This is a genomic window from Lysinibacillus sp. NPDC093688 (assembly GCF_050280145.1).
GTDB classification, from domain to species: Bacteria; Bacillota; Bacilli; order Bacillales_A; family Planococcaceae; genus Lysinibacillus; species Lysinibacillus xylanilyticus_B.
In genome coordinates, this window is the sequence record NZ_JBNNUX010000026.1 from 1 (window position 1) to 21,886 (window position 21,886).

The window sequence follows — 21,886 nt, forward strand, 5'->3', positions numbered from 1 at the left end:
ACGACTGAGTGACCAACGTCGGTGCGGCTGCCGCTGCGTTAGCACTACGCTTTCGCGCAAAAGACATCTGTTGGCCCAAAGCCTCCGGCGGATGTCACGGAAATCGGAAAGGAGTTCTTAGGGGATGTTAGCCTAAAACCACCGCATCCATGCGATAACGGCTAACTGACTTGCATCGGTAAAAACGCCACGTCCTGTGGCATTACCGAAATGACCGACATCGTGTCGGCCCTCGTGCAGGCCTATGCACAAAGCCGATTCCGGACGCAATTATGCCGAGGCATAATTGATTAATCAGGCTTTTACCGAATAAATCCTTATCGCTTCCATTATACGCCTTCTAACGAGTTTTGGTTGTTTATTTATCCGAAACTTCAATGTCAATAATATGACACTGTGGTCTCGCACCAAGTCGGAAAGGTAATAATGTAGTACCATAGCCGTTGCTTACTAACGTCATCACACCTTCACGCTCCCGATATGAGCCTTTAGGATGCACCCCATATGGGCCAATTCTAATTTGACCACCGTGTAAATGCCCACCCATCATTAAATCTGCTCTAAATTTTGCACGGACCTCTGCAAAAACACCAGGGTTATGTGAGATGAAAACAACTAAGTCTTTCTCTTCTACCTTTGCAAATGCTTCATCAAATCTACTTTTCATTATAGATGTGTCTTCAATCGCATTAAGCCAAAAGCGGTTTTTTTTAGGTAGTAATACAGCATCATTGGCGATAATCTGAACATCATGGTCCTGTAAAATACTTCGAAATCGCTCTTCCCCTATTTCTCTGTCATTATTACCCCATACAAAATAAGTTGGTCCTAGAGGCGTTAATAATTTAAGGTTGTCATGAATGCGTTGAATAGGTGTACGTCCATCTGCAAAATCTCCGCCAATAATAATTGCATCAAATGGACCATCTAACTGCTCAATCATCTGGCGGTTAATTTTGCGTAAATGGGTATCCGAAATAAAAAATAGTCGGATTTTTTCCTGTTCACCCTTTAATAGCAATTGATGATGTAAAACATTATTTTCATGTGCCACCTTCAACATATAAAGCATGGACGCGATGATTACTAAAATAAATAGTCCAAAATAAATCATTCGTTCACTTCTCCTTACGAAAGCAAAAAGACGATTCATTTAAAAGAAGAATCGCCTTTTCACTAAATCAGACGTACGCCTCAACCCTATTTGGTGTTAACGTTTGTCCATTATTTTATACTAGAAAAACATCATTGCCAAAGAATGACACCTGTTTTCTTATGGTAACTTAATAACTTGCCCCACGGATAGAGTATTTGAAGACATACCGTTTGCAGCACGGATTTTCGCTAGTGTTGCTTCACTGCCATCACCGTAGTGATTCAATGCAATACGATATAGATTTTCACTTGCTTTTACAGTATGGGTACTTGATTTTGCAGATTGTTTTGCTTCTTCTGCTTTTCGTGCTTCCTCAGCATTTCGTGCTTGTTCAGCTTTTCTAGCCGCATCTGCTTGTCTAGCCGCATCTGCTTGTCTAGCCGCTTCTGCTTGTGCTCTTCTAGCTTCCTCTGCCTTCTTATCTGCTTCGGCTTGTCTAGCTTCCTCTGCCTGCTTGGCTGCTTCGGCTTTTTTCGCTTCCTCTGCTGCCTTCTGTTCAGCTGCTAATTTCTCAGCGTCTTTCTTAGACGCTTCTTTTGCTTTGTCGGCTTTACCTGCTTTATCGCCTTCTTTGTTTTTGTCTGTTGACACAGGTACAGCTTTATCCCCTGACTTGTCAATTTCTAAAATTTGCTCCGTAGAATTTTTTTCAGCCTCTTCAATTGTTGATCCGGGTTCATAGAATTTTAAGAAATAGATTAATATTGATAATGGAATTAAGATAAAAATTACAAAAAGAATCGTCATTAATGGCGTTTTTCGTTTTGTATTTTTTGGCTTTTTATTATTACTTCCATTTTTATTCATTCTTGCAACTCTAGATAAAGCTTGCTGTTCTTTTTGTTCATCTTCAAAAGATTGACGATGTTCTTCGATTTTATCGCGATAATCTTCTTTACTCATTCGCCTTTCCTCCAACCTCACTACGCATTCTATCATTCTATTATGACTAATTTTGCGAAAAAAGTAAATGACCGTCAGTTATAGTCTAAAAAGGGCATATCACCATAACGTGGAGTTGATTTCCGTTCCGACTGGGCACTTTCCCTGATGAGTACAGTCTTCACTGCAATCAACTTATATATGGCATACGTTTTAACAAATGTCAGCCACAACTTTTGGTGATGAGCCTCTAAACACCCATTAAGAGTTGCTTTAAGCGACTTTTCCATGGGATCATTTCTATTTTCTTCTCTACCGTCAAGCGTATCTTATTGATTTCATCATAATGGATTCCACAATTTTCACAACAGTTTTCTGGTTTTTTCAGCAATTTTTGCCCAAAATACCCGACTAGCTGTGTACGAATACAGTCTTTTGTCTGGGTAATTATATGCATTTTATCGACAGCACGATATTTTTCCAGTGCTAAATGATTTAAACGCACTTTAACTTGTTCCATCGGTTCTTGTTGCAGCCAGTAATCAAGCACACGAAAAGCGGTCTCACTCAGTTCTCCATTTTTCAACATTTGTGAAGGGTGTTCTTGTTGATTTAGTAGTTCTTGATAACGATCCACATGACCAGCTGTTGGCAAATCGCCTGTTACAACAAATTTCGCAAGTTCCTCGTCACCATCACTATATAGTAAAATGGCGAGCGCTGATTGACCATCACGCCCTGCACGGCCAATTTCCTGCATGTAATTTTCTACATTAGCAGGCATCGTTTCGTGGATGACCTGACGAATATCTGACTTATTAATACCCATTCCAAAAGCATTCGTTGCCACAATCCAGTCGAGTTCCCCGTCAATAAACTGTTGCTGAATAAACTGACGGTCCTCAGCACCATAGCCTGCATGATAAGCTGCCGCTCGGATACCTGCCTGTATAAGCGCCTCACTATATTGTTCAGCACGCTTCCGCGAGGACATATATAATATACCCGGTCCTGCCGTTTCTTTAACATGCTGCATAATCCAATGTGCTTTATCTGCCCTATCCTCAAATACAACACGTCCAAGATGAATATTAGGCCGATCCACATTGTACAAAAACTCAAATGGTGTATCTAGCGACAATGTATCTCGTATATCATTGACTACTTTATTCGTCGCAGTCGCTGATAAAGCTAAAACCGGCGGACGATTTACTTGTGAAAACCATTGTCCAATTCGTAAATAATCTGGTCTAAAATCAAAGCCCCACTGCGAAATACAATGTGCCTCGTCCACAACGATAAGACCTAGCTGCATTTGTGAAAGCTTGTCTTGAACCTGTTGCTGTAAAAGCATCTCTGGCGACGTAAAGATAAAGCGAAACTGCTCTAAAGAATGTAACGCATATCGTTTTTCACTTACTGTTAAAAAAGAATTTAAGGCAACTACCCTCTTTTCACCAAAGCGTTTTAGCTCCTCTACCTGATCCTGCATGAGAGAAAGCAAAGGAGAAACAATTAAAACCGGCTTCTGTAAGATATATCCTGGTAGCTGGTAACAAAGTGATTTCCCCATTCCTGTTGGTAATAAAGCAATAACATCTTTTTCCTCCATAATTGCTTCGATGACCTCTTTTTGACCTGGACGAAATGTTGTATAGCCAAAATACTTTGCTAACGTTTGTTCAAGTTCCATTTATACTTCTCCTTTCGCGAGGACAAGCCTTAACTGGAAATAACTCAACCCTTCAACTACTTCATGCAATGTTTTCAATTTTTTAGTTTGATAGTGTTTCGATGCCTGCCAAACCTTTTCCGCTTCTTCATAAGAGACGAATGGACCAATCGAAAAGTTCGGTTCATTCATGGCTAATTCTACCAAATGGTCCTCAATTGTACTTTGTTTTAATTTCCTTATTCGCACAATTTGTTCAATTGAATAGCCCTGCTCATATAAATGTGCTGTTTGCTGCGCTGAATCGGTTAATAATGCTTTTACTCTTAACCCCTCTGCCATTTTACCAAGCAGCGGATAATCATTTGTCTGATGAACTTCATTTAATAACGTATGTAGCAATTCTATAAACGCTAATTGACGATCTAAAACTGTTTCCTGACGTTGACTAGCAAGCTGCTGCCACGTCCATCCTGGTAAACTATGACCGCTCAACCGATAGAGGACGAGCTGCTTGTTGGCATCTGACACTGGTAACACAGAAAGCACCTGTTCACATTCCTCCAATAATTGTTGCTGTAAATGCCCATCTTGATAGTGATGCTCGAATAAAAATGATCGAACCCAGGACTGAATATTCGTATCTCTACTAATAGGAGAAAATGAACGAACCCCAGCATTTTGATAAGATAAACTTTGAACAATTAACGAGAACCTTGCAAAAAATACATGCTCATTTCCCCTATAGTGCCATCCGTCAAATAAAAAGTCAGGCGACTGCTCTGCTCGCTGTAAACCTAGCTCTTTCATGGAATAGTGACCAGATTCTTGCATTATTAACCAACTATACTGCAAAAATGAAGTTACGGCTTCATCAAATGTCTTCCGAGGTAACTTAGGTAATAGCCCGAAATAATTATGTAACTGAAATAGGCCAATGTCTTGAATAGTCTGACCTGAGCGCTTTCCTCTTAATACATGATAAGCAGCTGAAATAGTTCGTTCGTTATTTAGTTTTTGAAAGATTTGCAATAAAATTTGATTAAACATAGACGCAAATTCCTCCAATTTAATAGTATTTATGTTGAAAAGTAAGATAAACATCTTTAAAATGAGTATGAAGCTTTGTAGGAACATGTAAAAGGAGAGAAAAAAAAAATGGCTAAATACACAATTGTTGATAAAGATACATGCATCGCTTGTGGCGCTTGCGGAGCCGCTGCACCAGATATTTATGATTATGATGATGAAGGTATTGCCTTCGTTATTTTAGATGATAACATGGGAACAGCTGAAGTTCCAGAAGATCTACTAGAAGACATGCAAGATGCTTTCGAAGGATGCCCAACTGACTCAATCAAAGTAGCAGACGAAACTTTCGATGGCGATTCTTTAAAATTCGAATAATTTTAAGTATCTTTAAAGGCATCCTTAACTGGGTGCCTTTATTTTTTTCCCTCATGTATTAGTTGATTGGAGCGAAGAACGGGCGACTCCTTGGGAATCAGCAATAGAGGAACGAAGGCTAAAATCATCACATCCTGTGATAACGCCTTCGTGACCAACATCGTGACGCTGCCGCCATAATGCCACTACGCTTTCTCGCAAAAAACATCTGTTGGCTCGAGACCCTGTAGCATAGCGAAGCGTCAGCAACAAAGCGCCCAACCGGAACGGAAATCAACTCACGTTATAGTGATAAGCCATACAAATGATTTCTAATAAATTTTTGTCTATCATGGGAAATTAGAGTGGACATTTTGTCAAAACGTATTCCGTGCATATTAGTTGATTGGAGTGGAGGCTGGGCGACTCCTCGGGGATCAGCGATAGGGGAACGAAGGCTAAAACCATCACATCCTGTGATAACGCCTTCGTGACCAACATCGTGTTGGCCCGAGACCCTGGAGCGAGCAGCGAAGCGAAGCGGCTCATCGGACGCCCCCAGGAAAGCGCCCAACCGGAACGGAAATCAACCACACGTTATGATGATGAGCCATTTTCTACAAACGAACCACTTAGTAACAGATTCTTATACCATGACTCATCTCTAACATAATGAAGATGAATTTTTTTGTACTTTTCAACGTAAAGTTGGTCACTCTTTTCATCTTGTTATTGCAACCATTTTTTATGTATGATAAGATTTTAGTAGTTGGTACTAATAACAGATATTATTTCATAAAGGGGTTCTTATTAGATGATGGATAATTTATTACAATTAAAAGATAAGAATATTGTCGTAATGGGCGTGGCAAACGATCGAAGTATTGCTTGGGGTATCGCAAAACGTTTATTTGACGTAGGTGCAAATGTTATTTTCACATATCGCCAAGAACGTTCATTAAAAAAATTACAAATGCAATTAGAGAAAATCGGACAATCCGATTCACTAATCGTACAATGTGATGTTAACAGCGATGAAAGCACAAAAGCTGCTTTCGATGAAATCGGTACAAAAGTAGGCGTTATCCATGGTATCGTGCACTCCGTAGCCTTTGCTAATGCAGAAGATTTACACAATCGCTTCTTAAATACAACTCGTGATGGCTATGCATTTGCGCAAGATACTAGCGCCTATTCACTTATTTCAGCAGCAAAAGCCGCACATCCTTATATGACTGAAGGCGGCTCTATCGTAACAATGAGTTACCTTGGAGCAGAGCGTGTCCTTGATGGCTACAATGTTATGGGTGTAGCAAAAGCTGCATTAGAGGCATCTATGCGCTATCTTGCTGCAGATATTGGCAAAGATAATATTCGCGTTAATGCGATCTCAGCTGGAGCGATTCGCACACTTGCTGCAAAAGGTGTTCCTTCTTTCAATACAATTTTACACAAAATCGAAGAAACAGCTCCATTAAAACGTAATGTTCAACAAGATGAAGTGGCAGACATGACAATCGTTATGCTTTCTCACTTATCTCGCGGTGTAACAGGCGAAACGATTTACATCGACGCAGGCTACAATATTATGGGTTAAATGTAAAGAAGCATGGAAGATCAAAATTGATCTCTCATGCTTTTTTGTTTCGAATTTACAAATCTGTTATTTTAGTACCTTTGGAGCCGGATAATCAAAGCCCTTTGTATCTACTTCTACCTTTTTCATTTGCTGATCTTTTAATGGTTTATCTGCACCATCTCGTTCAGCAGCAGCGATAGCATCTACTGTTTCCATCCCCTCGATTACTTTCCCAAAGGCAGCATATTCTCCATCAAGCTGAGATGTATCCTTTACCATAATGAAAAATTGAGATCCCGCAGAATTCGGATCATTTGAACGAGCCATTGAAATAACACCGCGTTCATGTTTCAAATCATTTTTAAAATCATTTGATGAAAACTCACCTGCTATCGAGTAGTCTGGTCCACCCGTACCATTACCCGATGGATCTCCACCTTGAACCATAAAATCAGGAATAACTCGATGAAAAATAAGACCATCATAAAAACCTTTTTTAGCTAAGGAAATAAAATTAGCTACCGTATTCGGCGCTATAGAAGGCTCTAATTCGATGACGATTTTTTTATCATCGTTCATCGTAATCGTCACAATTGGATTTTCCTTCACTTTTGATGAATAATCCGCATTTTCTTCCGATTTCTTTGTAGTATTTCCCTCCGATTGCCCACTTTCTTTAGCGGCTCCACAAGCTGTCAAAACTAAAACTACCGCCAGCAAAGCAAAGACAAATGAAAATCCTTTATTACGTGCAAACATATTCTTCAACTCCTCTTTATAACCAGTCTACTCATTATACTATCAGATAGTTTACGACAAATCACTTTTATAATAGATGATGAAGTTGTTATAGTTACATAAAATATAAAACTACCAAAATTGATAAATTTCTAGTGTCCTGTTACAATGCGTTGTTTAGCAATAACTCCCTTTAATAAAAAAGATAGCAAGCATGCTACGACTAAAAATACAGTAATCATACCAATAACGCCTCCCCAGCCGTAATGCATCCAGAATACCCCACCTACCGTTCCTCCAACACTTGAACCAAAATAATAGAAAAATAAATAGAGAGAAGAAGCCTGCGCTTTATCATGAGTGGCTCGTTTACTTACCCAGCCACTGGCAATCGAGTGTGCTGCAAAAAAGCCAAATGTAAAGATTGTAATACCTAAAATTTTTAAACTAAGTAGCTCAATTAATGTGAAAATTGCCCCTGTAAACATGATAGCAATGGACATTAACAGCATCTTTTGACGACCATATCGATCAGCTAGACTACCGAACCAAGCAGAGCTAAAAGTACCTACTAAGTAAATCACAAAAATCCAACCAACAATCGTAGCACTTAAATTATAAGGTGGCGCCATCAATTTAAAGCCAATGTAGTTATAAAGAGTTACAAAGCTCCCCATTAATACAAAGCCAATACCAAAAAGACAAAGCATGGATGGGTCCTTTAAATGTTGTAAAAGAGATGTCGCCAATGATTTCACCTGTAATGGACGAGCTGTAAAATGCTTGGAGTTAGGAAGCATCCAAATAAATAACACACTAATCATAATACTGATGACACCCAGTACAATCATCCCCACCTGCCAATTGTAAAGATCCGTTAATGTGCCTATAATAACTCGACCACTTAGCCCACCTACCGAATTTCCACTTATATATAAGCCCATTGCAATACCTAAACTAGATGGATCCACTTCCTCCCCTAAATAAGCCATCGCAATTGCTGGCAATCCTGCAAAAACAACGCCCTGTATAATACGTAACACTAAGATTGTTTCAAAATTAGGAGAAAAAGCAAGAGCAAGCGTAATAATAGATGCCGCAAAAATAGAAATGGTCATCAAAGATTTCCTGCCCCATGCCTCTGATAATGAGCCAACAATAATCATACTGATCGATAACGCAAAGGTTGTCACAGAAAGCGTTAAACTCGCAACTGCTGGTGACACATGAAATTCCTTCGCAAATGTTGGTAATAATGGCTGTGTTACATATAAGTTGGCGAAGGTAATAAAGCCCGCTAAAAATAAAGCCCAGTTTGCCTTATGAAATGCCTTAGTACCCTTTTGGATGTAATCCATTTCTCTCTCTCCTTCACGTACTTCCGATGCTACTATTATTCTAATACAATAATCTTCAAAACTCACGATTGTTTGTCAAAAAATAGACAAATTTATCTCTATTTTTATTCTTGTGTGCACGATTTCATTTGACACTCTACCCGCGACAAAAATCAATTTTTTTTCATTTTAATTTATTTTTTATCTATTTTGAATTGGCAAATATTGTGTTACAGTGAAAGTAATCATCTAGCAATCTTTGCAATATGAGCTCCGATGACTAAACCTATTTCCGTTGCATAGACTTGGAGGAATTTTTATGAAGATTATTGAAGCTTTGGCTCTTTCAGCACCCTATATCCACCTTGCATTAAAGGAAGAAGCAATCGTGGCTGTCATTGAGAAGGAAAGTGAAACAGTTGTAAATTATTTAGCTGGCAAACGTGTAGATTCAGGCTATCTAAGTGGACAAAAGGTAAATGCTAATGACCAAAATGTTTTCATTGCCTTCAATGGAAAAAATGCTGATGTCGTTATACCAGAGGATGTATACGGAGTGGCCATCAATGCTTTTTCATTTCCAATCCGTGAAAATGGCAAAGTCGTAGGAGCCCTAGCATTTGGACTGCCAATCGACAATGAACTTAAACTCGAGGATTATATGAGTACAATGGATAGCATTGTGAACAGCCTACAGGATAAAGTACATACGATTGCCTCTCATTCACAGGAATTAGCAGCAACAAGTGAGGAAATTAACAAACAAGCACAGCACGCACTTGAAGATTCTGAGAAGACAAATGAAGTAACAGAATTAATAAAAAGCATTTCTCGCCAAACAAATTTACTCGGCTTAAATGCATCTATTGAGGCAGCTCGTGCGGGGCATCATGGCGCTGGCTTTAACATCGTAGCGCAGGAAGTTAGAAAGCTCTCTTTCGAAACAACTAGCGCCACTGAAAACATTGAATCATCCCTTCGAAATATAAATAGAAACCTTGACATCCTGAAGCAAAATATGGGGCAAATCAATGACGCTACAAATGAACAGGCTCAGCTCGTTCAAGATTTCAGTGAAATTATTGAGGAGTTAACAGTTCTTAATCATGAAATGAAGGGCTTTATGCACGATGCCTTAAAATAATAAAGAGGTGAAAAACAATGCAAATTACAATTAATCCTGAACTATCCTTACGTACTATCGAATTAGAAGATGCAAATGCTGTTTTTGCCTTAACTGATGTATCACGAGCATCTTTACGTGAATGGTTGCCGTGGCTGGATTTTACAAAGGAAGTAGCCGATACAACGGCATATATAGAAGGCTGTATAAAAGGACAAGAAGCTAAAAGTAGCCTCTCTCTTGTCATCATTTTTCGAAATGAAATAGTAGGCATTGCTGGATTTAATACGATTAATCATAGCAATAAAATTGCAGCGATTGGCTATTGGCTCAGTGAAGGAGCTCAAGGACATGGTATTATGACAAAGACCGTACAGGCATTATTACAATATGCTATTCAGGATTTACAGCTCAATAAGGTCGAAATTCGTGCTGCTGTGGGCAACACAAAAAGTCGTGCCATCCCTGAGCGACTAGGCTTTACAAAAGAGGGAACGATCCGTGCAGCAGAATGGCTTTATGATCATTATGTCGATCATGTTGCTTACGGTATGCTCGCTAGTGAGTGGAAAGAAATTAAAGAAAAATAAAAGCTTCTCAAAAATAGCCGCCCGATATTACAAATATCAGGCGGCTAAAATTTTATTTTTGTTCAACTGTTTCTTTTATCTCGTCTTGCGTTGTAACAGGTGCTTGCTCTCCTAAGCCTACTGCAATTCGCTCTAACTCAGGACGCAATGTATGCTTCCCAGCATAGCTTTCAATTAGTTCTTTAACGTCAATCCCTGATGTTTCCTTCAACGATTCCTGTAATGTTGACATTAAATTAGTTGCGTAGGCAGTTACCTTATTGGCACCGCCGCTTCCTTCCCCACCACCTGTGTCAACAACAGTAATCTTATCAATATTGCCAAGTGGACTTGCAAGTTCTTTCGCATATTCTGGCATCATACGTACAATCATATCAAGAACAGCTGCTTGACCATAGTATTCGAAGGCTTCCGCAATTTTACGTTTTGCCTCGGCTTCTGCAAGACCTCGAAGTCGAATAATATCTGCTTCTGTCTCCCCTTGTGCCCGCTCAGCATCCGCTTTCGCAAGACCATCCAATCGAATTTTCTCCGCTTCTGCTTTGGCTAAAGATTCAATACGGTATTTCTCGGCATCTGCCTGTGCTAGTTCACGCATTTTAGCCGCAACTGCATTTTGTTCGATAGCGTAACGATCAGCATCAGCCTTTTTCTTAACTTCTGAATCATATTGCTTCTCACGACGTAAAATCTCTTTTTCTTCTAATTCAATTTGTTTTTGACGTTCAATAATACGAATTTGCATTTCCTGTTCTGTTACTTCTTGTTTTGCACGAGCCGTTTCAAGTTCATATGCTTGGTCAGCACGTGCCTTAGCGATATCTTGCTCACGACGGAATTCTGCTACCTTTAATTGATTTTCTTTTTCAGCTTCTGCAATTTCTGTCGCACGTTCAAGTTCTGCCTTTTGTGCTTCTTTCGATGCTTCGGCTCGCTTAATACGTGTTTCTTTATCAGCATCTGCAGTAGCAATATCCGCATCACGTTTAACCTGTGCAATACGTGGCTTACCAAGCGATTCTAAGTAGCCATTTTTATCGCGTACATCTTTAATCGTAAAGGATACGATTGTCAGACCCATCTTCGCCAAGTCCTGAGATGCAACACGTTGTACTTCCTGAGAGAATTTATCACGGTTTTTATAAATTTCCTCAACCGTCATTGAACCTAAGATCGAACGTAAATGACCTTCTAATACTTCACGCGCCTCATTTTCACGCTCTTCCTTTTGCTTTCCTAAAAATTGCTCCGCTGCCGTTGCAATTTCAGAAATGGAACCACCAATTTTAATGATAGCTGTTCCATCGGCCATAACAGGTACACCTTGTTCCGTGTACACTTCAGGTGTAGTCACATCAAGCTTACTTGACAATAAGCTTAATGGATGTGCCTGCTGGAAAATCGGAAATACAAATGTACCGCCACCACGTATAATTTTTATACGATTTCCTGACTCATCTTTATGTACATTTTTTGAGCCAAGATAGCTACCTGTCACAATCAGTGCTTCATCAGGACCCGCTGTACGATACTTAGTCACATACAGTCCAACTAGTGCAATTAAAACAAATGCTACAATCCCTATAACAATTAAAATTTCCGTTGACATATAAATATCGCTCCTTTATAAAAATTTCTTATCATAAGATCTCACAAACAGTGTTCCTTCCTTCACTTCTACAACAAGTACCGTCGTATCGTAATCGATAGCCTCATTGTCAAATCCCGTTGCTCGCTTCGATATCATACCGCTAGTCGTTTCGATTACTACCTCTCCAAAACCGTCTGTTGGGATTGGAACAATAACCTTTCCTAGCTGGCCACCAAGTGATTCTTCCGTATAAGCTAACGAAACATCGGCCGATCGTAGCGGAACAAGAACGAATAAATAAAATAGTGCACTTAAAATAGCTCCGATGATACAAGCAGCAACAATGTTCCAAACGCTAGGGAAGAAGGCTAATTTTTCCAAAATAAACCCTGTTGCTGACATTAACGTAATGAAAGATAGAATGACACTCGGATTAAAAATCGGTAGTCCCTCTCCAATGCCCTCGACAGCATCACCAAAAAACATAATTAAAAGAGTTGCAAGACCACCGAAAATTAATACCACTAAAAAGATCTGTTCGAGTGAATAGCCAAATAGCGTCAAGTTGTTCACCCCTTTTCATTGTATTACCTACTATACGGATACAGCCCACAAAAAGTTTCGTAATTTTTTATATTTTCTTAATTTTGAATGATAGGTTTATCAAATATACCTCGACCCGAATCAGTTTTGTGCTTAGGCTTGTATGAAGGCCGACACGATGTCGATCATTTAGTAATGCCACAGGACGTGGCTTTTTTACCAATAAAAAAGCATGTCACTATGATGGGGCTTTATTTAGAAGCTCCTATCGGCAGACATACTTTTCTTATATTCTAGTATATTTAATGTGGTTAAAGAACCCTATAATAACACTATAATTTGAGAGTCAAACAATGCTCTCAACTCATATACCCAACCATTCGACACAAAAGTATTTGGTTAAGGTAAAACGTACAAGCAACATAAATCTGTTTGCATATAGTGTCAATATATAATAGAAAGGGTGTGTATCGTGGGAAACGAACATAAAAATTTTCAAAGGATCAAGTTCAAGTTTAAATCAAATCCAAGTTGTCGTTGTCATGGTTGCGGTTTTTGTCCTCCTTGTATTTGTAAGCCACCATTTATACCTGAACCACCAATTCCACCACCTTGTCATTTTTTAGTGTACGTTACAGATGCTGGTCAGCTAGTGACTCCTGATAATAGAGTATCAGTGATTGATACAGCGACAAATACGATAGTCGCTACTATTCCAGTAGGAACTGGTCCTCTAGAAGTGACGATTACTCCAAATGGAGCATTTGGTTATACTGCAAATGACTTGTCGAATGATGTAACTGTTTTTAGTACTGATACAAACGCTCCAATCGCTACGATTCCAGTAGGAGTTAACCCTCTTGGTATTGCGGCTTCACCAAATGGAGCACTTGTTTATGTATCAAATCACGGGTCTAACACTGTATCTGTCATAGATACAACAACGAATGCCGTAACTGCTACTATTAATGTAGGGCCCCTACCTCAAGGTATAGCTTTCACTCCGAATAGTGCATTTGCTTACGTTGCAAACGAAAACTTACTTCCCAACCCAGGTTCAGTATCAGTTATAAATACGGCTACAAATACGGTGGTTGCTACAATCCCTGTTGGACTTCGCCCAAGATCAATCGTTATTACACCGAATGGACAATTTGCTTACGTTACAAATGAAAGTAGTAACACTGTATCTGTAATTAATACTGCAACAAATACAGTAGTTGATACAATCCCTGTGGGAACAGGACCTGTTGGAACAGCAATAACACCTGATGGGTCACTTGTTTACATTGTCAATAAAGGTAGTAATACTGTATCTGTCATAAATACTGCAACAAATACGGTGATTGATACAATCCCTGTAGGATTATCTCCTGACCAAGTAACCATCTTGCCGGATGGATCACTTGCTTATGTCACAAATCAACTTGACCAAACTGTGTCTGTTATTGATATAGCAACAAATACAGTAATCGATACAATCCCAGGGTTTAACGGTCCTACTGGTATAAAAACCGGAACAATCTGCATGCTTTCAGGGCTCTAAAAACAGGCACTTCTACTAGTTCATCTGCATAAAAACAGACATACTCTCTATTGCCATTTGGTTAATTGAAGTATGTCTGTTCTATTTTGTTATGAAGTTTGTCTACCCTAAAATCTTTGACGCAGAACTGGTAACCTTACCATTTGTTTCACCTAGCGATTAATGGTTCCTTGCTGTTCACTGCCTTCTAAATGTATGGGTAGTTACGTGCTATTGAAAATGGGGCTAAAAGTGGGGCTAGCTCATAGCTACCCCCACTCAACCCGCATTATATAGTCATTAACAAACCATTTAGGATTCTAATACATTTAAAATTTCATCAAGATCATTGACAGCAATATCCAGGCGTTCCTTTGCCTCGATATTTTGCTGTTTTAATTGATTAAACTCTAGTAAATTTTTCTCATGCTTTAACTTGATAGAAGACAAGCGTTCAATTCGTGACTCTACCTTTTCAATAGCTTGCTCACAAACTGCTGTCCATAGCTTTTCTGCTTGCTGCATTTCAGTCGTTGATGGGTTGTGTTGACGCATAATTCGTGCATATACAGCTTCAATTTGTTCTATTAATTCTGAATAAAAATGTCGCTCAACACGAGTAGTCTGGAAAGTTGGATGCTCTACCTCTTTTGCATATGGGGTAATTTGACGTAGTAGCTTTCCAGCATTTTCTCCAAAACCATGTGATAAATTTAATACATTCATTAACTGTAAAAGTAAACGAATTTCTTCTAGATTAATAAGCTGTGAATCGATGCTTTCCTTTAGCTTTAAGGATTCTATATAGCGTCGATCAAAGTGCTCAATTTCTCCGTTGCGTTGCTCTACTAAATGATCACTTGCATTGTCTTTTAAGCTTTTAATATAGCGAATGGCGTGGCTTTTTAGCTCTTCCACCGACAGCAAGTTGTCATTGTCTTGTTGTGGCTTTCCTCGTTGAACATACGCAAATGCATCCATTTTTTTTGGCCATTGTGCTGCTGAGGTTTCTTCTGAGATATTATAGCGTATATAAATTCCGTGCATTCCATATCCTCCAAGTCCATTAAACAAGTATCTCTAAAGACAATAAATCGAATACGCCATTTTTTCAAGTAAAAAACTTTTAAAGTTTGAAAATCCTTCTTTCGAACAATTATTCGAAAATTCCGAGTAGTCGTTCCTGTTCAGGATTGCTATATTTTTTTAACGGGCGATTTTACCACTTTATCCTTTACAAGCTTATTTTTACACAGTTTGAGTGATCCCAAGATAGATTCTAGCATTTTTATTTTTCATCCTAATTAGGCATCTTGTCGTATTTGATGAATGCTTTTTCCTTCAGTAAAGGCATGAATTGATTTTAATTTACCTATTGATTTGAAATTTGCCTTGTCATAGACCTTCGCAACCTGTTCATTGATAGGCAAGATCCAGAGATACTCTAACCCTTGCTTTACCGACTCTCGCTGAATATGCTGCAGAATATACCCAATCAATCCTCGTCCTCGGTAACTTTCAATCGTCGCTACACTCTCGACTCTCCCTTGTTTCCCTGAGGTAAAAATATTGGCAGTACAGCAAGCTTTGCCATCCACTCTTAATAAATAATACGTAAAATGCGGAGAATGATAGGTTTGTTCAAAGGCTTTTTCAATTAATGCAGGCTCCCCAAATGTAGCAATACTCATTTCTACAGCTAATGCTTCCTCCCTATTAGCATCTGTTACACGTTCAATTTGTATGGCTGGATTATGTGGTAATTGCGCATATTCACCATTCCAACACTGTACATCGTCTGTAAAACATTCATATTGAAAGCCATGGATTTCTAATGCTTCTATACATGACTGATTTTCCTCAACATTGTATAAATACAATCTAGGGATAAGAGATTTCGACTGATAGAAACCCTTGATTTTCTTTAAAAACATATCTGGCTCGGTAATCTTCCTCCATATATGTGCATGATTGGCGTCGTAATAGGTTGGCATTTCCTTATTGTAAAAAAATACTCCTTCATTACATGTTTCCATCTCACTAAAACTTTTAATATAATCAATATCTAGCTGCATGATATGCTCAATTTTACGCATGCTTTGTTCCTCCTTCAATCCATCTTTCATATAAATCTTTTAGCTGCTGTTCAAGCTTTTGACGTTGCTCCATAGCAAGTGTAGGCTCCTTTAATTTCATTTCAAGCTTTTCAATTTGTTCTTCAACAGGTATCTCTTTTTTAGTCGTGTAGATCTTTTCAGGAGCTTCTTTTATTACTGGTTCTTTTGCTACTTCTAAGCGTTTTTGTCTTGCCCACTCATAATCCCCTTCAAACACTTGAATCGTTTCATGCTCAATCCATGCAACTTTTGTAAAAATCTTTTGTAAAAAATAACGGTCATGCGAAACACCAATAATAGTCCCTTCAAAGGATTCCAATGTATCCTCCAATACTTCTCTCGCTTCAATGTCTAAATGGTTAGTCGGCTCATCCAGCATCAATAAATTAATATCCTCATGCATTAACTGTGCTAGACGTAAGCGCATTTTCTCACCGCCACTTAAATCCTTCACTTTTTTAAAGACGTCATAGCCATAAAATAAAAACTGAGCAAGAATATGACGTGCTTCAGCCTCTGACACAGAGACGCTCTCACGGAAGGCATCTATTAAACGAATGGCAGGATTTTTATGCTCAAACTGTTGCGATAAGTAGCCAATTTTAACACTGCTGCCGACATGGCAAACACCTTCATTCGGTTTTACTTCACCTAGCATCATTTTTAATAACGTTGATTTCCCACTGCCATTGCCACCCACAATCGCCAGTCGTTCTTCGAAGTAAACCGCTAAATCACTTTCCTTAAATAATGGTTTTTCAAATGCATGGCTAATGCCCTTCATTTGTACAACCTCTTTACCACTACGCTCAGCCATTGTTAAAGCTAAATTCATTTTCTTTTTCGTTGTAGGCTTCTTCACGCGTTCTATACGGGCCAGTGTTTTTTCCATACTTTTGGCGCGTCGATGCAAGCCAGCATTTGGCGGATTCGCTTCATTTGCCCATTGCTTTAAACGCTTTATTGTTTCCTGCATTTTTTTAATTTTCTTTTGCTGTTCTTCGTATTCAGCAAACTGCTGTTCAACCTTTGCTTCTTTTTGTGCTACAAATGCATCGTAATTGCCAATATACGTAAATGCCTCTCCATCCTCAATCTCAATTATTTTGTGAGCCATCTGATTCATAAATTGGCGATCATGTGATACTACAATAACAATTCCCGCAAAGTTTCGGACATAATTTTCTAACCATTCAATTGCCTGCATATCTAAATGGTTCGTCGGTTCATCTAGTAGCAAAATAGAAGGATTGCTTAACAGGATTTGCCCAAGCATTACCTTTGTTTTTTCCCCGCCACTTAAGCTATTAAAAGGCTGCTCAAGTAATAGTGTAATACCTAGGCCATTTGCAATCATGGCTAATTGCGCATCCATTTCATAGCCACCCTGCAGCATAAACTGTTCTTGTACATGACCATATTGCTGAAGTACCTTATCTGTTACAGCTAACTGCATTTCCTGCTCAAGCTTTGTCATTTTTGCCTTTATTGCATAGATTTCAGCAAATGCTTCCTCCAGCACTTTCTTCACAGATAACGTAGGATAATGTGGAATTTGATGTAAATAACCAATTGTCGCTTCCTTGCTTTTTATGATTCGCCCCTTATCCGGTGTATCCAAACCAGATAGTAACTGTAATAAAGTCGTTTTCCCGCTGCCATTCACACCGACAACGGCAACATGTTCCCCTGTATTTACTTCTAATTGAAGCCCTTCGAATAAAACATTTCCACCAATAATTTTTTCTATTTGTTCAGCTTTAATTTGCATCGTTTTTTCCTCCAAAGAACGTGCGAAAAACATCTATAGACACAAAAAAGACTGCTCGATTAACAAGCAGTCTTTTCCTCATTTGTTTGTGAAAAAGAATGGTTAATTCGCTACGTTTGATATTTGATTTTGCTTAAAAATGGACAGACCTATCCCGTTGTTCGCAAAATCGAAAGTAATCACACGTGCAAAATACATAGCTGTATCTACGTTTACACATGTTTTCGTAGCGTTTTTATTCATTCCTTTTCACCTCCGTTCATAATAGTTAGCTTTATAATACCATAATTCCGATAAATTGGAAAAGAAAAAATTTTCAGAGATGTTAATGCAATCGTTTCAAATGTGATCTTTATAAAAAACTGATAAAGAATCATCCTTTAATAAAGATGGAATTATCAGCATTTTTATAACAATAAAAACAAAAAACGCTAGCAATTTTTTTACATAATAATAGATAAATGATATATAATGAAAAATACTTTGAATGATTAATTCAGATATACATATTTTAACGGCAAGAGGTGTTTAGATATATTAAAATTTCTCGTATTAGTATTGGCAATTTTAATTGTAATAGTATATATCATATCGGTTAGAAAGAAGAGTTTCTCATTTTTCTTCATCGGTATCGCTTTAGCAATTAATGTAGTTGTTGCTCCACTTTCATTCTTTATTGGCGTTATGGCAACAGATGACCCCAGAGCAGGATTACTTGATTTTATTCTAGGCTTTTTATTTATTCAATCCATTCCATTACTAATACTTTTTATATGTGTTGTAGTAAGTTTTATAATGAAACGATGTGTAAAACAAAAAATTTCTAAATGAGTTTGGATTAATAGCGATTTTTACAGCTAATTTGCAAGAATTAGCGAGTAGCGCAAGCACACAAAACATAATACCAGTAAAAGCGCGAAAGCCATTGAGAAATAGTATTCACGCTATTTCTGACCAAATAATTTACTGGCCTTAATTGATTAATTAAAGCAGCACGTGCTTGAAAACATGGTAAGGGCTTTACGGTTCGAAGGATTGTTCATTAGGGTAATATCTAATGGGCAATCTTTTTTTATTCGTCATACCAAGGCTATCGGTACTGCTATACGCCATTACCTACACAAAACGCTTTTAAGATCATTTCCTCATTTGATTCATTATTAAAATGAGTAGCTATAAGATTGAAAAAGTGCGAGCTCTAGTACAAAGACTTATGTACTAGAGCTCGCACGCTTATGTTCCAATAATCAATTATTATGGCTGTAAGTTAAATGATGAATTTTTCTTGTACCATAAACTTATTGTAATACATATAAAAATTAATGCACCGACAGCTGTAATCCCAAAGAATACATTCCCTCCATCGGTTGTAGAGTTAAGAAATATACCACTACTAACAATACCTACACAACTTATAATTCCTGACAAGATAATGGATAATTGACGATTTAGTTGGTAAATGAAAACAATAAGTACTGCAAAAATATAAATAACACTTACGGTCATAATCGTCGGGAAAAATGGTTGGAATTTAGCTTCATAGACAAAGTAATCAAGCTGGCTAATATCCTGGCCATTGTTTATCTCCATATTAAATAACTGAGAAAATGGTGTTGAATACTTCCATTCAAATGGATTATCTATGATTCCACTTCCTTCATACCAAGAAATAGCTGTTGACACCAATAAAGTTAAGAAACCAAGAATTAGTTGAATCACATATTTAAACAATGTTCTTCTCCCTTCTCTCTTTGAAGGTAAAGACGTCACATTAAGTTTTTAGTTTCCAAAACCAACAACTCTTTACAATATTAGGATCAATGCCATAACGTCTGGTTGATTTCCGTTCCGACTGGGCGCTTTGTTGCTGACGCTTCGCTTTCGCACAGTTAAAACATTTGTAGCTGCCGCTTGCTTTCGCTACAGAAAACATTTGTTGCTGACGCTTCGCTTTCGCACAGATAAAACATTTGTTGCTGACGCTTCGCTTTCGCACAGATAAAACATTTGTTGCTGACGCTTCGCTTTCGCGCAGAGCAAAGCTTCCTGGGGGCGCCGATGAGACCCAAGTAGTCACCCAGCCTCCACTCCAATCAACTTATATACATGACAGTGTTTATCATCTTTATTTTATATATTTTCCACACAATAAACTGACGATATCCACCCGTACTCTACGTTTTCACTTTTTTCACAAACATTTTCACAAACGGTACGAGGAAAACGGATACGACCAGCACTCGGAATAGCTGAAATGCTGTGACGATCGTGACATTTGCATGTACGGAAGCAGCGATAATCCCCATTTGATCAAGCCCGCCTGGTACGATACTTAAAAAGCCTGTCTTAAAATCAAGGCTGTATAAACTCTTCATAATAAATGTTAAGCCATAAGCTGCGCCAATAAAGATACCTGCCGATACAAAAGCGTAAAACACATGCTTCTTCGATAAATGTAAATCCTCTTTTTTCAATAAAAGCCCAATGTAAATGCCAAGCATTAGCTGTGCAATATGAAGTAGTGACAATGGCAATTTCGGTACGTCAATCCCTGCTATATTGATGCCCATCAATAAAAACACTGGGCCCAGCATATAGCCTGTTGGTATTTTTACTTTTTGTGCCAACCACCCCGCTACTCCACACACAGCAAGTAATCCTATTAAGTTCCATGTATACGCTCCGTTGGCAACTACACCAGTTCCCCCAGAGCCTGATACCATTAATGGTACAAAGCAGACGATTAATAGAACCCTTAATATTTGGAAGAACGTAATCACGACCATATCCATATCCCCTTGCTCCTCGGCAAAGGCAACAACCTGTGACATGCCACCAGGTACACAGCATGTCAACGCGGTCGCAAAATCTAAATCCACACGTTTGGCAACTAAATAGCTAATACCAAAAAACAGTGCGATAAATATTACGTTTAAAACAATCATACTTCCTATAAATTGTTTAATATCCTGCACCGCTTCTGGAGTAAACGCAAAACCAATGGAATACCCCGCAACAATTAGACCAAAATTACGGAAATATTTATGCCATTTCAATTGTACTTTCGTTGATAACTGAACAATTAGCACCGCTGCTATAGCTCCAAGTAACCACGGCATTGGAATATATAATAAATTAAATAAAATAGCACCTGTTAAACCAATACATAATGTAATAAACATGTGCTTGTCAAAAATAAACATAGAAGCAACCCCTCGTGACTGTATCATTCTATTATGCCGTGAACCTGCCTATTTTTCTACTTCATCACTTTTTTGCAAAGTCATATATCGTTCAAATTGAACCTGTTATCTACAAAATTTAACCTCTCATCCAAGATTTTCCCCAAGCCAAAATTTTCTATGCTACATTATTATTACCTGATTCAGTGTTTCTCCGAGCGGAGATATGTAAAGGAGGCCTCCAATGAAAATTCATTTAACAATCAATAGTGAGCTAGAAGAAACTGAGGTTCATATACATGCGAAGGAATACACCGAGCAAATTGAACGCCTGATGAAGCAGCTTCAAGCTTCACAAACAACGATGCTAGATGGCTACTTTCAACAGGAAATTCATATGCTAAAAATTTCGGATATTTACTCCATTTACGCAGAGGGTGCAAAAGTTTTTTTGCAGACAGAGGAACAGGAATTCGAAACGAAGCGTAAATTATATGAGCTAGAAGCACAATTAGCGAAAGACTTTGCCAGAGTCAGCAAATCAACACTCGTCAATATTAACAAAATTGCCTCTATTCAAATGGGTAAAATCGGTACAACAGAACTGATTTTAGAAAACGATGTGTCCGTCCATGTTAGCCGGAAATATTTAAAAGAACTAAAACACCACTTAGGGATTGGGAGGGACTCATAA

At 38.3% G+C, this 21,886-nt stretch carries 20 protein-coding genes and 1 pseudogene; 6 read left to right on the forward strand and 15 right to left on the reverse strand.

What is annotated here, in order from left to right; genetic code table 11:
• Window positions 1-358: 358 nt before the first annotated feature.
• The 4 genes from ACQKN2_RS18000 to ACQKN2_RS18015 all read right to left on the reverse strand — a co-directional run bounded on the left by ACQKN2_RS18000 (window position 359) and on the right by ACQKN2_RS18015 (window position 4,760).
• Complete coding sequence (locus ACQKN2_RS18000; protein ID WP_427416153.1) at window positions 359-1,114, reverse strand: metallophosphoesterase; 756 nt, start codon at window positions 1,112-1,114, stop codon at window positions 359-361.
• A 159-nt stretch (window positions 1,115-1,273) separates the two neighbouring features.
• A complete protein-coding gene (locus ACQKN2_RS18005; RefSeq protein WP_427416154.1) occupies window positions 1,274-2,059 on the reverse strand; it encodes a LysM peptidoglycan-binding domain-containing protein in 786 nt (261 codons plus the stop codon).
• A gap of 229 nt (window positions 2,060-2,288) precedes the next feature.
• The gene (locus ACQKN2_RS18010) at window positions 2,289-3,731 is read right to left on the reverse strand and encodes a RecQ family ATP-dependent DNA helicase (protein ID WP_427416155.1); all 1,443 of its coding nucleotides are present in this window, start codon (window positions 3,729-3,731) and stop codon (window positions 2,289-2,291) included.
• Window positions 3,732-4,760 carry a helix-turn-helix domain-containing protein gene (locus tag ACQKN2_RS18015; protein WP_427416156.1) on the reverse strand — a complete coding sequence of 343 codons (1,029 nt, stop codon included), beginning with the start codon at window positions 4,758-4,760 and terminating at the stop codon, window positions 3,732-3,734.
• Window positions 4,761-4,868: 108 nt separating this feature from the next.
• Between ACQKN2_RS18015 and ACQKN2_RS18020 the strand changes: the two genes are divergently transcribed.
• Window positions 4,869-5,117, forward strand: a complete 249-nt coding sequence (locus tag ACQKN2_RS18020) for a ferredoxin (protein ID WP_004232564.1) — start codon at window positions 4,869-4,871, stop codon at window positions 5,115-5,117.
• Window positions 5,118-5,910: 793 nt separating this feature from the next.
• Window positions 5,911-6,693, forward strand: a complete 783-nt coding sequence (locus tag ACQKN2_RS18025) for an enoyl-ACP reductase FabI (protein ID WP_197142109.1) — start codon at window positions 5,911-5,913, stop codon at window positions 6,691-6,693.
• A 66-nt stretch (window positions 6,694-6,759) separates the two neighbouring features.
• Here the strand turns inward: ACQKN2_RS18025 and ACQKN2_RS18030 are convergent, their stop codons facing one another.
• Both ACQKN2_RS18030 and ACQKN2_RS18035 read right to left on the reverse strand, forming a co-directional pair.
• Complete coding sequence (locus ACQKN2_RS18030) at window positions 6,760-7,434, reverse strand: peptidylprolyl isomerase (protein WP_427416157.1); 675 nt, start codon at window positions 7,432-7,434, stop codon at window positions 6,760-6,762.
• Between the two features lie 131 nt (window positions 7,435-7,565).
• Window positions 7,566-8,771 carry an MFS transporter gene (locus ACQKN2_RS18035; protein ID WP_427416158.1) on the reverse strand — a complete coding sequence of 402 codons (1,206 nt, stop codon included), beginning with the start codon at window positions 8,769-8,771 and terminating at the stop codon, window positions 7,566-7,568.
• A gap of 298 nt (window positions 8,772-9,069) precedes the next feature.
• Here ACQKN2_RS18035 and ACQKN2_RS18040 point away from each other — a divergent pair, with 298 nt between their 5' ends.
• Both ACQKN2_RS18040 and ACQKN2_RS18045 read left to right on the forward strand, forming a co-directional pair.
• Window positions 9,070-9,894, forward strand: a complete 825-nt coding sequence (locus tag ACQKN2_RS18040; RefSeq protein ID WP_427416159.1) for a methyl-accepting chemotaxis protein — start codon at window positions 9,070-9,072, stop codon at window positions 9,892-9,894.
• A 17-nt stretch (window positions 9,895-9,911) separates the two neighbouring features.
• Window positions 9,912-10,463: a GNAT family N-acetyltransferase gene (locus ACQKN2_RS18045; RefSeq protein ID WP_427416160.1), complete on the forward strand. Its 552-nt coding sequence runs from the start codon at window positions 9,912-9,914 to the stop codon at window positions 10,461-10,463.
• Window positions 10,464-10,515: 52 nt separating this feature from the next.
• Here ACQKN2_RS18045 and ACQKN2_RS18050 read toward each other — a convergent pair whose 3' ends face one another.
• Together ACQKN2_RS18050 and ACQKN2_RS18055 are read right to left on the reverse strand one after the other, a co-directional pair.
• Window positions 10,516-12,072: an SPFH domain-containing protein gene (locus tag ACQKN2_RS18050; protein ID WP_427416161.1), complete on the reverse strand. Its 1,557-nt coding sequence runs from the start codon at window positions 12,070-12,072 to the stop codon at window positions 10,516-10,518.
• A gap of 15 nt (window positions 12,073-12,087) precedes the next feature.
• Window positions 12,088-12,618, reverse strand: a complete 531-nt coding sequence (locus tag ACQKN2_RS18055) for a hypothetical protein (RefSeq protein ID WP_079559881.1) — start codon at window positions 12,616-12,618, stop codon at window positions 12,088-12,090.
• Window positions 12,619-13,162: 544 nt separating this feature from the next.
• Between ACQKN2_RS18055 and ACQKN2_RS18060 the strand changes: the two are divergent.
• A pseudogene (locus tag ACQKN2_RS18060) lies at window positions 13,163-14,143 on the forward strand (beta-propeller fold lactonase family protein); the annotation flags it as partial.
• 291 nt (window positions 14,144-14,434) lie between these two features.
• Here the strand turns inward: ACQKN2_RS18060 and ACQKN2_RS18065 are convergent.
• The 7 genes from ACQKN2_RS18065 to ACQKN2_RS18095 all read right to left on the reverse strand — a co-directional run bounded on the left by ACQKN2_RS18065 (window position 14,435) and on the right by ACQKN2_RS18095 (window position 21,213).
• Window positions 14,435-15,169, reverse strand: a complete 735-nt coding sequence (locus tag ACQKN2_RS18065) for a hypothetical protein (RefSeq protein ID WP_427416162.1) — start codon at window positions 15,167-15,169, stop codon at window positions 14,435-14,437.
• Window positions 15,170-15,426: 257 nt separating this feature from the next.
• Window positions 15,427-16,218, reverse strand: coding sequence for a GNAT family N-acetyltransferase (locus ACQKN2_RS18070; RefSeq protein ID WP_427416163.1), 792 nt, complete (start codon window positions 16,216-16,218; stop codon window positions 15,427-15,429).
• On the reverse strand, window positions 16,211-18,010 hold the full coding sequence (abc-f, locus tag ACQKN2_RS18075; protein WP_427416164.1) for a ribosomal protection-like ABC-F family protein: 1,800 nt from the start codon (window positions 18,008-18,010) through the stop codon (window positions 16,211-16,213). The genes ACQKN2_RS18070 and abc-f overlap by 8 nt, the downstream gene beginning before the upstream one ends.
• Before the next feature lie 102 nt (window positions 18,011-18,112).
• On the reverse strand, window positions 18,113-18,253 hold the full coding sequence (locus ACQKN2_RS18080) for an RAxF-45 family protein (RefSeq protein WP_197139992.1): 141 nt from the start codon (window positions 18,251-18,253) through the stop codon (window positions 18,113-18,115).
• 1,011 nt (window positions 18,254-19,264) lie between these two features.
• On the reverse strand, window positions 19,265-19,741 hold the full coding sequence (locus tag ACQKN2_RS18085) for a YjdJ family protein (protein ID WP_427416165.1): 477 nt from the start codon (window positions 19,739-19,741) through the stop codon (window positions 19,265-19,267).
• A gap of 40 nt (window positions 19,742-19,781) precedes the next feature.
• Window positions 19,782-20,087: a hypothetical protein gene (locus ACQKN2_RS18090; protein WP_427416166.1), complete on the reverse strand. Its 306-nt coding sequence runs from the start codon at window positions 20,085-20,087 to the stop codon at window positions 19,782-19,784.
• A gap of 97 nt (window positions 20,088-20,184) precedes the next feature.
• Window positions 20,185-21,213 carry an AbrB family transcriptional regulator gene (locus ACQKN2_RS18095; protein ID WP_427416167.1) on the reverse strand — a complete coding sequence of 343 codons (1,029 nt, stop codon included), beginning with the start codon at window positions 21,211-21,213 and terminating at the stop codon, window positions 20,185-20,187.
• A 223-nt stretch (window positions 21,214-21,436) separates the two neighbouring features.
• Between ACQKN2_RS18095 and ACQKN2_RS18100 the strand changes: the two genes are divergently transcribed.
• Window positions 21,437-21,886, forward strand: coding sequence for a LytTR family DNA-binding domain-containing protein (locus tag ACQKN2_RS18100; protein WP_427416168.1), 450 nt, complete (start codon window positions 21,437-21,439; stop codon window positions 21,884-21,886).